Below are 14,879 nucleotides of genomic sequence, written 5' to 3' on the forward strand. Positions count from 1 at the left end.
TTGTAAGAGGCTGCGCCGGGTTTGGGTCAGCGAAGGATGAGCATATCTCCCCGATGAACGAGTACACCGGCGCCGCTCAGGTCGGCGAGCAGGCGGGTGGCCAGTTCGTCTTGCGCCAACGCGAGATAGCGCTGGTTGATATCGACCGCGAACGGCAGGCTGGCCACGAAATCGGCAAAACCCGCTGCCGCCAGTTGGCGTCTTTCCATCAGTGCGAAGGCGACGATCACCTTGAGGGCGTGCCAGGCCAGTCGCTCGATGTCGGCACAAAAGCCATCGATTCGGCGAAAGGCGGTGGCGAGCGCCCGCTCGACGTCGGCAAACGGGGCGCCGTGGCCGGGAATGACGATGTCGATCGGCAGGCGGCCGAGCATTTCCAGCGTCGCCCGGGTGGCCGCCAGGCCGTCGGCGGTGCCGAGCAGTTCCGGGAAGACGACGCCGAAACCGTTTTCCCACAGCGCGTCGCCGGAAATCAGCAGACGGCGTTCCGGGTTGTAAAAGGCGAGCGCTTCCATGTCGTGACCGGGTACCGCTAGCGCCTGCCAGCTCAGTCCGGCGAATTCGATCTCGCTGCCGGCCTCGATCAGCCCGTCGTGGCGGAACGGCGCCGCTTGCTGGCCAAGCGGCGAAAGCAGCAGGGCATCCTCGTCCCATTCGGCGATGCTCGCCTGGAGGCCGGCGGGGACCGCGATGCTGCAGCCGAAAGCCGCCTGTACCGCGGCGTTGCCGCCGATGTGGTCGGAGTGCGAATGGGTGTTGAGCAGGCGTTCGAGGCGGCAACCGGCGAGCGCGTGACGGAGCAGGGCGACGGTTTGTTCGGCGTGGGTGACGTAGCCGCTGTCGATCAACGTCGCCCGCTCGCCGTCGAAAGCGAGGATGTTGTTGGCCGACAGCCAGCCGCGCTCGATGACCCGGAGGCTGTCCGGCAGCTTCGCCGTCATGCCGGGGGCTGGGTTTCGCCTGTCGCCGGCACTGGTGTCTGGGTTGGGACGGCGGTCTCCGGCTCCTCTGCCGGCGGTCGCCCGCAGCCGAGGCAGTAGCCGCTGTCGGGGTCGGTGGTGCAGATGCCGACGCAGGGGTAAAGGTCTTCGCTGGGCTCGCTCATGGTCTTTCACCGGGGCGGGGTGGGGCCGGCTGGCGGTCGCGCAGTGTGGCGAGTACGGCCAGCCGCGCTGGGGCGTCGAGACGCGACCAGTTGGCAATTTCGTCGAGAGTGCGCCGGCAACCGACGCAGAAGCCGCTGGTCGGGTCGATGCGGCAGACGTTGGTGCAGGGTGAGGCGGGCAGGGCAGGCATCAGAGGAGGACGTAACGTTTCTGGCGGTCGATGGCGTTGGCGACGGCGGCCTGCGCTTCCTCGCGCGTGATGCGGACCAGCGTCGCCAGATGCTGACGCCGGTCGCGGCTGGAAAGTTCCGGGAAATTGATGGTTTGCGCGTCGTCGCCGGGTTCGCTCGGCTCGTGCACGATGCCCATGCGGTCGATGCGGATGCTGACCGGCGTCAGCGCCAGCGCGCTTTCCGGGTGGCGCAGGAAGTCGGCCAGCACTTCGACCAGATGCTCGGGCATCAGCGCCTCGCTGTTTTCGCGCAGGCGCAGGTCGAGTTCAACCAGATGGCGGGTATGGCGTTCATCCTCATCGGCGTGATGTTGCTGCTGCCTGACGAGCAATTGGGCGTGTTCGACTGAGAGGTCGGCGCGCAGGCCCTGGCGTTCGCGGCGCAGCTGGTCGACGTGGGCGTTGAAACTGCGCAGCAGGCTTTCCAGCGCCCGCGCCTGCAGCCGCTGGCGCGTCGTCTCCAGGTTGCAACTGGGTTCGATCAGCGTCTGGTCCGAGAAATAGACGATTTCCTGCGGTACATCGCTGCGGATCACGTTGCCCTGTTGCGCCAGGCCGAACTGTCGTTTCTGTTGGCGGCGCGCCGCCAGCATCGCGCAGAAGCAGTCGCTGGCCCAGCACTCCGGGCGTTGCAGGAAATCGCGGATCGCCTGGCTGCGGCCAAGCATCTCGTCGATGTCGGTCGGTGTCGCGAACAGCGCATGCACCAGCATGTCGCTGGCGAAGCTGCGCCGGTTGATCTCGAACGGTCCGGGCAGGGCGCTGACCAGCCCCTGGCAATAAGCCAGTGCGTGTTCGACGGCGGCCAGCAGGTGTTTGTCGAGGCGCGGTGCAGCGCGGACCAGCGGATCGACCATGCCGATCACGCGATCGAGTGCCGCTGTGACCTCGGGGTCGGGCTGCGGCGCGGGCTTCAGCAGATCGGCAAGAGCGGAAAGGAAGGTCAAGCGGCGCTGGCACAAAGGGCCCGGCCGGCCTTGGCGCCGTTCGGGCGGTTGATGGAGGTGGCGATCCAGTCGCCGACTGCCGCCAGTTTAGCCAGATCGATGCCGGTTTGTATGCCTAATCCGTCGAGCAGGTAAACGACATCCTCGGTCGCCACGTTGCCGGACGCGCCCTTCGCGTAGGGACAGCCGCCCAGCCCGGCGACCGAGGCGTCGAAAACCGCCATGCCGGCCTGCAACGAGGCGTAGATGTTGGCGATCGCCATGCCGTAGGTGTCGTGGTAATGGCCGGCCAGCTTCTCGATCGGCACGACGCGGGCGCAGGCCTCGATCATCTGCGTGACCGACGCCGGATTGCCGACGCCGATGGTGTCGCCTAGCGACACCTCGTAGCAGCCCATGTCGTAAAGGACTTTCGCCACTTCGGCAGTCTTTTCCGGCGCCACCGCGCCTTCATAGGGGCAACCGACGACGCAGGAAACGTAGCCGCGCACCGGAATCTCCAGCGCCGAGGCGGCGGCAAGTACCGGCTCGAAGCGCTTCAGGCTCTCGCTGATCGAGCAGTTGATGTTCTTCAGCGAAAACGCCTCGGAAGCGGCGGCGAAGATCGCCACTTCGTCGGCTTTTGCCGTGACGGCACCGTCAAAACCCTGCAGGTTGGGCGTCAGCGCCATGTAGGTGACCCCCGGCCGGCGCTTGATGCCGGCCAGCACGGCAGCGTTGTCGCCCATCTGCGGCACCCACTTCGGCGAGACGAAGGAAGTCGCCTCGATCACCGACAGCCCGGCCTCGGCCAGGCGCTCGATCAATTCGATCTTGATCTCGGTCGGGACGACCTGCTTTTCATTCTGCAGCCCGTCGCGCGGGCCGACTTCGACGATTTTGACTTTGTTCGGCAAGGTATTCATGGTTTCACCAAAGTAGGCGCAAGCCCTCGATCGGGCTGGCAGCGATTTTCCGGTCCCGGCTGACCAGCGTGTAACCAAGCGAAATCGCCTGCCAAACCAGCATACGGTCGAATGGATCACGATGCTGCGGGTCGGCGGGCAGGCGCGAGAAACTGGCAGCCAGGCGAGGATCGAGCGGCAGCAGGTCGAAACCCTGCTGCTGCGCGGCTTCGACCAAAGCCTCCGGCGTGGTGCCGGTGAGGGTGAGCTTGCCCAGCCCCGCCTTGATGGCGATTTCCCAGAAGGAAACGGCGCTGACGGCAACCTGCGCCGCCGGATCGGTAATGGCAGCTCGCGCCTCGGCGGACAACTGCTCCGGGGCGATGATCGCCCAGAGCAGCGCGTGTGTGTCGAGCAGCAGTTTCATGCGCCGAGCAGTTCTTCGTCGGTCATAGCGAAATCGTCGCCGAAGGCGACCGTCGCCTTGCCGGCCAGCACGCCGAGCTGGCGCGGTTGGCTGGCCGGCAATTGGTCGTAGGGAATCAGTGCCGCAACCTTCTCTTGGTTGCGGCCGTAGGCAACGACGATGGTTTCGCCGGCGCGCACCGAATCGATCATTTCGGAGAAACGGGCTTTGAATTCACCAACCTGGATGGTTTGCATGATCTATCTCGCTAGGGTTCGTCGTGGATTGATCCTAGGTAGCGAAGGCTATCTTGTCAAGTTGTCACGATTCGCTTTCGAACTCGACCAGCGCCGCCCCATCTGCCACCTGTTCGCCGGCGGCGTAGCAGAAGGCTTTGAGGGTGCCGGCGGCGGGGGCGGTGATGGTGTGCTCCATCTTCATCGCTTCGAGGATCAGCAACGGCGTACCTTTCTCCACCTTTTGGCCGGGCTGGGCGAGCAGGGCGACGACCTTGCCGGGCATCGGTGCGGTCAGGCCGCCGCCGTGGCTGTCGCCGGCATCGACGCGGTGCAGTGGGTCGTCGCGCAGGAGTGAGTACGTGCTTCCCTGGAGGAAGACCGTGCGCTTGTCGTCGACCGCGACCACCGAGGCGATCAGCCGACGGTCGTCGAGTTCGACGGCAAAGCGGTCGCCTTCCAGCTTTCTGCCGCTGGCCACGGTCATTTCGCCACCGAGCGAGATTTCCCAGCGTTCGCCCAGGTAGCGGACGCGGGCTTCGACCAGCGTTTCACCGTCCATGAAGCTGATCGTGCGCGCGGCCGACAGGTTCATCCGCCAGCCGTCGCGGGCATGCCAGGGCGAGTAAGGATCGCCGCTGTGCTGCGCGGCCAGCTTCGCCGCGTGCTGTTCCCAGAGCAGTTCGCCGACCGTGGCGACCAGTAGCGCGTCGCGCGGCACCGGCTGGGCGGCGGGGAAGAGGAAGTCCTTCTGTCGTTCGATCAGGCCGGTGTCGAGGTCGGCCCTGGCGAAGGCCGGGCAGGCGACCAGGCGGGAGAGGAAATCGATGTTGGTGGTCAGTCCGGCGACGCGGTAGTCAGCCAGCGCCTTGCGCATGCGCGCCAGGGCGCCGTCGCGGGTTTCGTCCCAGACGATCAGCTTGGCGATCATCGGGTCGTAGAAGGGCGTGATCTCGTCGCCCTCCTCGACGCCGGTATCGACCCGCACGTTGATCGACTCGGCCGGCGGCACCAGGCGCACCAGCTTGCCGGTGGCGGGCAGGAAGCCCTTGTTGGCGTCTTCGGCGTAGATGCGCGCCTCCAGAGCGTGGCCGCGGATTTCCAGTTGTTCCTGCTTGAGCGGCAGCGGCTGGCCGGCGGCGACGCGCAACTGCCATTCGACCAGATCCTGGCCGGTGATCATCTCGGTGACTGGGTGTTCGACTTGCAGACGGGTGTTCATCTCCATGAAGAAGAAGCTGCCGTCCTGGTTGGCGATGAATTCGACCGTGCCGGCGCCGACGTAGCCGACGGCCTTGGCGGCGGCCACCGCTGCCTCGCCCATCTCGCGGCGGCGGGCCTCGGTCATGCCTGGTGCCGGGGCTTCTTCCAGCACCTTCTGGTGGCGGCGCTGCACCGAGCAGTCGCGCTCGAAGAGATATACGCAGTTGCCCAGCGTGTCGGCGAAGACCTGGATTTCGACGTGGCGCGGCTTGGTGATGTATTTCTCGATCAGCACATGGTCGTCGCCGAAACTCGACAGCGCCTCGCGCTTGCAGGAGGCCAGCGCATCGGGGAAATCCTCGGATTTCTCGACCAGGCGCATGCCCTTGCCGCCGCCGCCGGCGGCCGCCTTGATCAGCACCGGGTAGCCGATCTTCTCGGCCTCGGCATGGAGCAGCGTCGGCCGCTGGTCGTCGCCGTGGTAGCCCGGCGTCAGCGGCACCTTGGCCGTGCCCATCAGCTTCTTGGCTTCCGACTTCGAGCCCATGGCGCGGATCGCCGACGCCGGCGGGCCGATGAAAACCAGGCCGGCGGCGGCCAGCGCCTCGGCGAACTCTTCATTCTCCGAAAGGAAGCCGTAGCCCGGATGCACGGCCTGGGCGCCGGTGCGCTGGCAGGCTTCGATGATCTTGTCAGCGACCAGATAGGACTCGCGCGCTGCCGCCGGCCCGAGCAGCACCGCCTCGTCGGCCAGGCGCACGTGGCGGGCGTTGGCGTCGGCTTCGGAATAGACGGCGACGGTACGGATGCCCATGCGGCGGGCGGTTTTGATCACGCGGCAAGCGATTTCTCCGCGGTTGGCGATCAGAATCTTGGTGAACATCGCTTATTCCCCCATCCAGTTGGGCTGACGTTTGTCCAAAAAGGCGGAAATGCCCTCGCGCGCTTCCGGCGTCGCCCGCAAATGGGCGATGCGGTGGGCGGTTTCCTCGACCAGGGTGTGGTTGACTGGCTGGTGATCGACGGCGCGGATCAGGTCCTTGGCGGCGGCCTGCGCGTTGGGACCGCCGGCGAGCAGGGCGCTGACGATCTCGGCGACCTTGCTGTCGAGTGCTTCCGGTTCGGCCACTTCATGCACCAGCCCGATTTCGCGGGCACGGGCGGCGTCGATGCGCTCGGCGGTCTGGAAGTAGCGCGTCGCCTGTCGGGCGCCGATGGCGCGCAGCACGTAGGGCGAAATCGCCGAGGGAATGATGCCGAACTTGACCTCGGAGGTGGCGAACACCGCCTTGGTCGAGGCGACGGCGATGTCGCAGGCCGACGCCAGGCCCATGCCGCCACCGAGCGCAGCGCCCTGAACGCGGGCGATGGTCGGCTTCTTCATCTCGGCCAGCGTTCGCAGCATGCCGGCCAGCGCGCGGGCGTCGTTGAGGTTTTCATCGATGCCGTTGTTGGCGGCGCGACGCATCCAGTTGAGGTCGGCGCCGGCCGAGAAGCTCTTGCCGCGCCCGGCGAGGACGACGACACGCACATCGGCATCACCGTCGAGGGCGATGCAGGCGGCGGTCAGTTCGGCGATCAGGGTTTCGTCGAAGGCATTGTGGAGGTCGGGGCGGTTCATCCAGATCGTGGCGATCGGGCCGCTTAGTTCGATTTCCAGGGCTTGGAAGGGCATTTGGGTTTGTCTCCTGCGGATTTGTTGGTTTTTTTACGGGTGTGTTTTTGGTTTGATGCGGGTAGCTTTGGATTTTTGAGCGCTGCCTTCCGCGCCTGACGCGCGGGCGTACTTTTTCTTGTGTGGCCAAGAAAAAGTAGCCAAAAAGAAGGCCACCCCTAGGTCGGCGCCCGCTGCGCGGCTTCCCTGCGCTACTCGGGCAGTCGGGCGGCTGGCTAAACTCGGCCCTGCGGGCCTCAAACAACGCCAGCCGAAGGCCCCCGACTACCCTGCGTTGCTCGGCGCCTTCCAAGGGGCCCGGCAAACCGATCGCAGTTTGGGGCGTGTTGGCTTTGTCGATTGTTTTGCCAACCCGGCTTTGCGCGCCATTGGTTTTCAGGGCCCCCCTGAGAGGCGCTGAGCAACGCAGGCGGTCCGGGGGAAGTCGGCTGGAGTTGTTTGAGCCGCGTAGCGGCGAGTTTAGCCAGCCGCCCGGACCGTCGAGTAGCGCAAGGGACCGGGCGTAGCCCGGCGCCGACCTGGGGGTGGCTTTTTCTTTGGCTACTTTCTTTTTTCCACAAAAAAGAAAGTACGCCCGCCGGTCAACGGCGGAACCCAGCGGTTCAACAACCGAATAAGCCCGCGCGCCAGGCGCGAAACTCAGCGGTCCATCGGAACCCAGCGTTTCAGAAAACCCCATCCCCATCACATCCGGAAAATCCCGAACTTCGTCGCTTCCGCCGGCGCATTCATCGCCGCCGACAGCCCGAGCCCGAGCACGCGCCGGGTATCCGCCGGATCGATGATGCCGTCGTCCCACAGTCGCGCCGACGCGTAGTAGGGATGGCCCTGCGTTTCGTACTGCTCGCGGATCGGCGCCTTGAAGGCGGCTTCTTCTTCCGCCGACCAGTTGCCGCCCTTGGCTTCGATGCCGTCGCGCTTGACCGTGGCCAGCACGCCGGCCGCCTGTTCGCCGCCCATCACCGAGATGCGCGCGTTCGGCCACATCCAGAGGAAGCGCGGACTGTAGGCGCGGCCGCACATGCCGTAGTTGCCGGCGCCGAAGCTGCCGCCGATGACGACGGTGAATTTCGGCACCTTGGCGGTGGCGACGGCCGTCACCATCTTGGCGCCGTCGCGGGCGATGCCGCCGTTTTCGTACTTGCGGCCGACCATGAAGCCGGTGATGTTCTGCAAAAAGACGAGCGGAATGCCGCGCTGGGCGCAGAGTTCGATGAAGTGCGCGCCCTTGAGCGCCGATTCGCTGAACAGGATGCCGTTGTTGGCGACGATGCCCACCGGGTAGCCGTAGATGCGGGCGAAACCGCAGACCAGCGTGGTGCCGTAGCGTGCCTTGAATTCGTCGAAGTCGGAGCCATCGACGATGCGGGCGATGATCTCGCGCACGTCGAAGGGCTTTTTGGTATCGGTCGGAATCACGCCGTACAGCTCTTCCGGGCTGAACAGCGGCGCGCTCGGTGCGGTCAAGGTGACCGGCGGCGTCTTTTTCCAGTTCAGGTCGCGGACGATGCGCCGGGCGATGGCCAGCGCATGGGCGTCGTTCTCGGCCAGATGGTCGGCGACGCCGGAGATACGCGTATGCACGTCGGCGCCACCGAGGTCTTCGGCGCTGACGACTTCACCGGTCGCCGCCTTGACCAGCGGCGGGCCGCCGAGAAAGATCGTGCCCTGATCGCGGACGATGATCGACTCGTCGCACATCGCCGGCACGTAGGCGCCACCAGCGGTGCATGAACCCATGACCGCCGCGATCTGCGGAATGCCCTGAGCCGACAGGTTGGCCTGGTTGAAGAAGATACGGCCGAAATGTTCCTTGTCCGGGAAGACCTCGTCTTGCATCGGCAGGAAGGCGCCGCCGGAGTCCACGAGGTAGATGCACGGCAGGCGGTTTTCCAGCGCGATTTCCTGCGCGCGCAGGTGTTTCTTGACGGTCAGCGGGTAGTAGGTGCCGCCCTTCACCGTCGCGTCGTTGGCGACGATCATGCACTCGACGCCCTCGACGCGGCCGATGCCGGCGATTACCGAGGCGGCGGGAACGTCGCCGCCGTACATCCCGTACGCCGCGAATTGTCCTATCTCGAGGAAGGGCGTGCCGGGGTCGAGCAGGGCGCTGACCCGCTCGCGCGGCAGCAGCTTGCCGCGCGCCAGGTGCTTCTGGCGCGCCGCTTCCGGGCCGCCGAGGGCGATCTTCTCGACCTTTTCCTGCAGGTCGGCGACAACCGCCTGCATGGCCGTCGCGTTGGCCTGGAAGTCGGCCGAACGCGGGTTCAGTTGGGATTTCAGGATGGTCATGTCTCCTCGCTTCTTTTCTCTTTGCGTTGCCTGAAAATGGAAAAACGGAAAGCTGTTACAACTGCCTTTCCTCCTTGAGCCATTTGCTGACCGGCTCGGGTCGGAAAGCGGCCATCGCGGCGAGCAGGGCTTCCGGGTCGCTGTCGCTCAGCGCCATCGCCCGGTTCTGTTCGCGCAGGAAGCCTTCCGCTGCCGCATGGTCGAACATCGCCAGCAGCGGGTCGTAGTAAGCGGCGATGTTGAGCAGGCCGATCGGTTTCACATGGAACCCGAGCTGCGCCCAGGTGAGGATTTCGCAGTATTCCTCGAAGGTGCCGAAGCCGCCCGGCATGGCGATGAAGCCTTCGGCCAGTTCGGCCATCCGCGCCTTGCGCGTGTGCATCGAATCGACGACTTCGAGCCGGGTCAGTGTCCGGTGATCTACCGGGCGGCCTTCGACTTCCTTGCCCATCAAGGCTTGCGGGATGACGCCGATGACCGTGCCGCCAGCATCGAGGCAGGCATCGGCAACGGCGCCCATGAGGCCGACGTTGCCGCCGCCATAGACCAGTTCGATGCCGCGCGCGGCGAGCAGCCGACCGAGTTTTTCGGCCTCGGCGCGGTAGATCGGTTTGTTGCCGGCGTTGGCGCCGCAGAAGACGCAGATACGTTGCATGCTGTTCCTGTGAGTGGGTTAAAAGCCGCCGCTTTCCAGCCAGCGTTCGATCTGCGGCAGGCGGTCGGCGCCGAAGAAGGCTTCGCCGTCGATAATCACGTGCGGCGAGCCGAAGACGCCGGCGGCCAGCGCCTGCTCGCACTCATCCTTGAGGCGGGCCTTGATTTCCGGGGCCTGCAGTGCGGCGGCGAGGGCTGCGCGGTCGATGCCGAGGCTGGCGGCGATGTCGAGAACGGTGTCCGGCGCGGAGATGTCGAGGTCGTCGACGAAGAAGGCGCGATAGACGGCGCGGGCGAAACGCCGGGCCAGCGCGCAATCCTGGCCGTGCAGCCAGTAGTAGGCGCGGGCGGCGTTCTGTGTCGGCAGCGGGAAGCGGCTCGGCATCTTGTAGGGAACGCCGAGGAAGCGCGCCGAACGGGCGAAGTCGTGCAGCATGTAGTTGCCCTTGCTGCTGACGCCGTCGACCGGCGGGCGCGAACCGGTGGCCTGGAAGATGATGCCAAGCAGGATCGGATGCCAGCGCACCTTGCGCCCGAAGCGGGCGGCGACGTCGTCGATCTTCTCGGCCATCAGGTAGCCGTAGGGGCTGGAAAAATCGAACCAGAAATCGATTGGTGCTGGGGTGGTGATATCGCTCATGAAAGTCTCCGCAGGGGTAGGGCGGCCGCCGGGGTTCTTCGCCCGGTCGGCCGCAAAGGCTTATTCGGCCGCGATCGATCGACCGATCACCAGCCGCTGGATGTCGTTGGCGCCTTCGTAGATCTGGCAGATGCGTACGTCGCGGTAGATGCGCTCGACCGGGAAGTCGCTGGTGTAGCCAACGCCGCCGTGGATCTGGATGGCGTCGGAGGCGATCTTCTCGGCCGCTTCGGAGGCGAACATCTTGGCCATCGACGCTTCCTTCAGGCAGGGCTTGCCGGCATCCTTCAGCTGGGCGGCGCGCCAGACCATCAGGCGGGCGGCGTCGAGCAGGGTGTTCATGTCGGCCAGCTTGAAGTTGACCGCCTGGTGCTCGATGATCGGCACGCCGAAGGTAACGCGCTCCCTGGCGTAGCGCACGGCAGCTTCGAACGCGGCGCGCGCCATGCCGATGCTCTGCGCGGCGATGCCGATGCGGCCGGCTTCGAGGTTGGAGAGGGCGATCTTGTAGCCTTCGCCTTCCTGGCCGAGCAGGGCGGAAGCCGGCACGCGGCAGTTTTCCAGGATGATCTGCACGGTGTCGGAGGCGTGCTGGCCCATCTTGTCCTCGGTGCGGCCGACGATGAAGCCCGGCGTGCTGGTCGGGATCAGGAAGCAGGAAATCCCCTTCTTGCCGGCGGCCTTGTCGGTCACCGCGAAGACGATGGCCATGTGGGCGTGCTTGCCGGTGGTGATGAACTGCTTGACGCCGTTGAGCACGAAATGGTCACCGTCACGGTCGGCGCGCGTGGTGATCGCGGCGGCGTCCGACCCGGTGTGCGGCTCGGTCAGGCAGAAACAGCCCCACTTTTCGCCGCGAGCCAGCGGCTTCAGCCATTCTTCCTTCTGCGCGTCGGTGCCGTATTTCTGCGTGATGCCGCAGGCCAGCGAGTTCTGCACCGAGACGATGGTCGAGGTGGCGCCGTCGCCGGCGGCGATTTCTTCCAGCGTTAGCACCAGCGACATGTAGTCCATGCCGGCACCGTCCCATTCCTCGGGCACGCACATGCCCATGGCGCCCAGTTCGCCGAGTTCCTTCAGCGCGTCGGCCGGGAAGGTGTGGTTCTTGTCCCATTCGGCGGCGAAGGGGGCGAGGCGTTCCTGCGCGAAGGCGCGCATGGTGTCGCGGATCATTTCCTGTTCTTGCGTCAGAATCATGCTGTTTTCTCCAGAGTTGTTTTTTGTACGGTGGTCAGCCAGACGCCGGCAATTACCAGCAGGCCGCCGAAAAGCACCGGCAGGCCGAGGCGCTCGTCGAGCAGGACGGCTGCCTGCAGCACGGCGAAGACCGGTACCAGATTGATGAAGACCGAGGCGTGGCCGGCGCCGAGCTGTTGCACGGCGGCGGTGAACCAGGTGTAGGCAATGGCGGTGCCGAAGACGGCGAGGAAGAGCATGCTGCTCCACACCCGCCACGACCAGGCGCTGAGGTCGATGTCGCCCTGCACCAGCGCCGCCAGGCCGAGCAGGAAGGCGCCGCTGAAGCTTGCGTAGAGCGTGGTCGCCAGCGCCGAGAAATGGCCGGTCGCCCGCCAGCCGATGAAGGTGTAGGCCGCCCAGCTCAGCACGCAGCCGAGGATCAGCCACTCGCCGATGCCGACCGTGCCTTGCAGCAGGGCCAGCGGGTCGCCGTTGCCGATCACGGTCAGGCAGCCGGCGAGGGCGATCGCGCTGCCCAGCGCCTTGCGCCGGTTCATGCCTTCCTTGCCGATGGCCCAGGCGAGCAGCACGATGACCACCGGATTGAGCGCGACCACCAGGGCGCCGCGCCCGGCCGGGATGTGCTGCAGCCCGAAAAAGAAACACAGGCCGTAGAGGAAGATGCCAAAGAAACCGAGGGCCCAGACCAGACCCCATTCCTGCCGGTCCTTCGGCAGCGGTATGCCGCCGCCGGCGACCAGCATCACGCCGCCGACCACCAGGCCGGCGACGACGAAGCGTAGCGCGGCGACGGCGAGCGGGGCACTGAGTTCCTGGGCGATCACTCGCCCGGCAATCCAGGTGCCGCCCCACATCGCCATCGCTGCCACCAGCTTGACGTAGGTCAGGGTCCGGGCCGCTTGCGGCACTTAGAGCATTTCCACCGCGAGAGCGGTCGCTTCGCCGCCGCCGATGCACAGCGAGGCGACGCCGCGCTTGAGCCCCTGCTTCTTCAAGGCGCCGAGCAGGGTGACGACGATGCGGGCGCCGGAAGCGCCGATCGGGTGACCGAGTGCGCAGGCGCCGCCATGCACGTTGACCTTTGCGGCGTCGAGCTTGAGATCGTGCAGCGCGGCCATCGTGACGACGGCGAAAGCCTCGTTGATTTCGTAGAGATCGACGCTCTCTGCGGTCCACCCGGTCTTGCCGAACAACTTCTGCATGGCGCCGACCGGTGCGGTGGGGAACAGTGCCGGAGCGTGCGCGTGGGTGGTGTGGGCGACGATGCGGGCAAGCGGCGTGAGGCCGAGCCTTTCTGCTTGCGAGGCGCGCATCAGTACCATGGCGGCGGCGCCGTCGGAGATCGACGAGGAGTTGGCGGCGGTGACGGTGCCGTCCTTCTTGAACGCCGGCTTCAGGGTCGGGATCTTGTCCACATTGACCGCGAACGGGCCTTCGTCCTTGTCGATGACGACTTCGCCCTTGCGGCCGGCGACGGTGACCGGGGTGATTTCCCAGTCAAAGGAACCGTTGTTGCTGGCTGCGATGGCGCGCGTCGTCGATTGCATCGCGTAGGCATCCTGAGCTTCGCGGGTGAAGCCGTAAGTGGCCGCACACTCTTCGGCAAAGGTGCCCATCAGGCGGCCGCGCGTTTCCTTGCCGTAGGCGTCTTCGAGGCCATCGAGGAACATGTGGTCCATCATCTGACCGTGGCCGAGGCGGTAGCCGCCGCGTGCCTTGGGCAGCAGGTAGGGGGCGTTGGTCATCGACTCCATGCCACCGACCACCGCGATGTCGCAGGAACCGGCGAGCAGGCCGTCGTGGCCGAGCATCGTCGCCTTCATCGCCGAGCCGCAGACCTTGTGAATGGTGGCGCAACCGGCCGACAGCGGCAGGTCGGCCTGCAGTGCGGCCTGGCGGGCCGGGGCCTGGCCCTGGCCGGCCTGCAGGACGCAGCCCATCAGGACCTCGTCGACGAGGTTGGCGTCGATGCCGGCACGGGCCACGGCGGCCTTGATCGCCTCGGCGCCAAGGTTGGCGGCGGTCAGGCCGGAAAAACCGCCCTGGAAGCTGCCCATGGCAGTACGGGCGGCGGATACGATGACAATCGGGTCATTCATGCTGTGTTCTCCTTGCGGATTGTTATGGGAATGGGTTCAGCCGAGCAGCGCTCGCAGGGCGGCGTCGTAGCGGGTGGGCAGGTCGTCCAGGCAATCGACGGTGACGCCGAGGTCATGCATCAGACCGTCCTTGAGCCCGTAGATCCAGCCGTGAATGGTGAGCTTCTGGTTGCGCTTCCAGGCATCCTGGACGACATAGGTCTGGCAGACGTTGGTCACCTGTTCAAGCACATTGAGTTCGCACAGGCGGTCATAGCGCTGAGTTTCGGGCAGGGCCTCAAGGTGGTTCGCATGCTTGGCGTGCACGTCCTGGACGTGACGCAGCCAGACATCGACCAGTCCGTTGCGATCCTTGTTCATTGCCGCCCGCACGCCGCCGCAGCCATAATGGCCGACGACCATGATGTGCTTGACCTTGAGCACATCGACGGCGTACTGCAGGACCGACTGACAGTTGAGATCGGTGTGGACGACGATGTTGGCGATGTTGCGGTGGACGAAAACCTCGCCCGGCAGCAGGCCGACGATCTGGTTGGCCGGCACCCGCGAGTCGGAACAGCCGATCCACATGAATTCCGGTGCCTGCAGCGTCGACAGCTTGTCGAAATACTGCGGGTCGACTTCCTGCATCTGGCGCGCCCAGGCGCGGTTGAAATCGAACAGGTGGCAGAGGTTTTCGCTGCGGATTTCCTCTTCCGACCAGTTGTCGAGGTCGAGGGCGAGAAAGATCGTGCCTTCGATCGGCGTATGGTAGTAACTCGGCGCCTCGGTGAAACCCAGTTCGCGGTAGAGCTTGACCGCCATGCGCATGCTCGGCAGGGTGTCGATCAGCAGCTTGCGGTAGCCGAGTTCCTTGGCTGCCTTGATCGCAGCCAGGGCGAGCCGGCGGCCGATGCCGAGGCCACGGAAGTTCGGTTCGACGTAGAGCCGCTTCATCTCGCAGACCCCCGCCGCATCGGCGAGCGGCCGGATGCCGACGCAACCGGCGCCCTGATCGTCGTATTCGGCGAAGAACAGCCGGCCATGCGGCGGCGCGTAGGCACCGGGCAAGGAGGCCATTTCCTGGTCGAAATTCTGGAACGACAGGTCGACGCCCAGCCAGCCCGCGTAGTTGCGGAAGAACTGGCGGACGCGTTCGATCTCGTTGGTGTCGGCGGCGGTCAGGGTGCGTAGGTTCAGTTTCATGCAGTGTGGCTCCTGATAGGGCGGCGCTGCGAGGAGGCGCCGCGATGTGCGTTTACCCAGCCCGAGGCTGCGGTCAGGCGCACATTCTATCGTGCCAATAATTATGAATTCAGGAAGTCT

The 14,879-nt window shown here is 65.7% G+C and carries 16 protein-coding genes; all 16 read right to left on the reverse strand.

Annotated elements, in window-relative coordinates; translation table 11 throughout:
* Positions 1 to 26: 26 nt before the first annotated feature.
* Positions 27 to 941 (reverse strand): MBL fold metallo-hydrolase, encoded by a 915-nt coding sequence (locus ACE3OV_RS05330; protein ID WP_374325762.1) that lies wholly within the window; start codon positions 939 to 941, stop codon positions 27 to 29.
* On the reverse strand, positions 938 to 1,105 hold the full coding sequence (locus tag ACE3OV_RS05335) for a DUF1289 domain-containing protein (RefSeq protein WP_374325764.1): 168 nt from the start codon (positions 1,103 to 1,105) through the stop codon (positions 938 to 940). The genes ACE3OV_RS05330 and ACE3OV_RS05335 overlap by 4 nt, the downstream gene beginning before the upstream one ends.
* The gene (locus ACE3OV_RS05340) at positions 1,102 to 1,296 is read right to left on the reverse strand and encodes a DUF1289 domain-containing protein (protein WP_374325767.1); all 195 of its coding nucleotides are present in this window, start codon (positions 1,294 to 1,296) and stop codon (positions 1,102 to 1,104) included. The genes ACE3OV_RS05335 and ACE3OV_RS05340 overlap by 4 nt, the downstream gene beginning before the upstream one ends.
* On the reverse strand, positions 1,296 to 2,285 hold the full coding sequence (locus tag ACE3OV_RS05345) for a hypothetical protein (protein WP_374325769.1): 990 nt from the start codon (positions 2,283 to 2,285) through the stop codon (positions 1,296 to 1,298). The genes ACE3OV_RS05340 and ACE3OV_RS05345 overlap by 1 nt, the downstream gene beginning before the upstream one ends.
* Positions 2,282 to 3,190: a hydroxymethylglutaryl-CoA lyase gene (locus ACE3OV_RS05350; protein WP_374325770.1), complete on the reverse strand. Its 909-nt coding sequence runs from the start codon at positions 3,188 to 3,190 to the stop codon at positions 2,282 to 2,284. Before ACE3OV_RS05350 ends, ACE3OV_RS05345 begins: the two co-directional genes overlap by 4 nt.
* 4 nt (positions 3,191 to 3,194) lie before the next feature.
* On the reverse strand, positions 3,195 to 3,596 hold the full coding sequence (locus tag ACE3OV_RS05355) for a type II toxin-antitoxin system VapC family toxin (protein ID WP_374325772.1): 402 nt from the start codon (positions 3,594 to 3,596) through the stop codon (positions 3,195 to 3,197).
* The gene (locus ACE3OV_RS05360) at positions 3,593 to 3,832 is read right to left on the reverse strand and encodes a type II toxin-antitoxin system Phd/YefM family antitoxin (protein WP_374325774.1); all 240 of its coding nucleotides are present in this window, start codon (positions 3,830 to 3,832) and stop codon (positions 3,593 to 3,595) included. Before ACE3OV_RS05360 ends, ACE3OV_RS05355 begins: the two co-directional genes overlap by 4 nt.
* A gap of 64 nt (positions 3,833 to 3,896) precedes the next feature.
* Positions 3,897 to 5,897: an acetyl-CoA carboxylase biotin carboxylase subunit gene (locus tag ACE3OV_RS05365; RefSeq protein WP_374325775.1), complete on the reverse strand. Its 2,001-nt coding sequence runs from the start codon at positions 5,895 to 5,897 to the stop codon at positions 3,897 to 3,899.
* Positions 5,898 to 5,900: 3 nt separating this feature from the next.
* Positions 5,901 to 6,689, reverse strand: coding sequence for an enoyl-CoA hydratase/isomerase family protein (locus ACE3OV_RS05370; RefSeq protein WP_374325776.1), 789 nt, complete (start codon positions 6,687 to 6,689; stop codon positions 5,901 to 5,903).
* A gap of 684 nt (positions 6,690 to 7,373) precedes the next feature.
* Positions 7,374 to 8,981, reverse strand: a complete 1,608-nt coding sequence (locus ACE3OV_RS05375) for a carboxyl transferase domain-containing protein (protein ID WP_374325778.1) — start codon at positions 8,979 to 8,981, stop codon at positions 7,374 to 7,376.
* A gap of 55 nt (positions 8,982 to 9,036) precedes the next feature.
* Positions 9,037 to 9,636, reverse strand: a complete 600-nt coding sequence (locus tag ACE3OV_RS05380; RefSeq protein WP_374325779.1) for a TIGR00730 family Rossman fold protein — start codon at positions 9,634 to 9,636, stop codon at positions 9,037 to 9,039.
* An 18-nt stretch (positions 9,637 to 9,654) separates the two neighbouring features.
* A complete protein-coding gene (locus tag ACE3OV_RS05385; protein WP_374325781.1) occupies positions 9,655 to 10,275 on the reverse strand; it encodes a 2-hydroxychromene-2-carboxylate isomerase in 621 nt (206 codons plus the stop codon).
* Between the two features lie 60 nt (positions 10,276 to 10,335).
* On the reverse strand, positions 10,336 to 11,472 hold the full coding sequence (locus ACE3OV_RS05390; protein WP_374325783.1) for an acyl-CoA dehydrogenase: 1,137 nt from the start codon (positions 11,470 to 11,472) through the stop codon (positions 10,336 to 10,338).
* Positions 11,469 to 12,383, reverse strand: a complete 915-nt coding sequence (locus ACE3OV_RS05395; protein ID WP_374325785.1) for a DMT family transporter — start codon at positions 12,381 to 12,383, stop codon at positions 11,469 to 11,471. The genes ACE3OV_RS05390 and ACE3OV_RS05395 overlap by 4 nt, the downstream gene beginning before the upstream one ends.
* Positions 12,384 to 13,574 (reverse strand): acetyl-CoA C-acyltransferase, encoded by a 1,191-nt coding sequence (locus tag ACE3OV_RS05400; RefSeq protein WP_374325786.1) that lies wholly within the window; start codon positions 13,572 to 13,574, stop codon positions 12,384 to 12,386. It abuts the gene before it with no gap.
* Positions 13,575 to 13,610: 36 nt separating this feature from the next.
* Complete coding sequence (gene can / locus ACE3OV_RS05405; protein ID WP_374325789.1) at positions 13,611 to 14,759, reverse strand: carbonate dehydratase; 1,149 nt, start codon at positions 14,757 to 14,759, stop codon at positions 13,611 to 13,613.
* Between the last annotated feature and the right edge of the window lie 120 nt (positions 14,760 to 14,879).

The organism is Azonexus sp. (assembly GCF_041909095.1).
Lineage (GTDB): Bacteria > Pseudomonadota > Gammaproteobacteria > Burkholderiales > Rhodocyclaceae > Azonexus.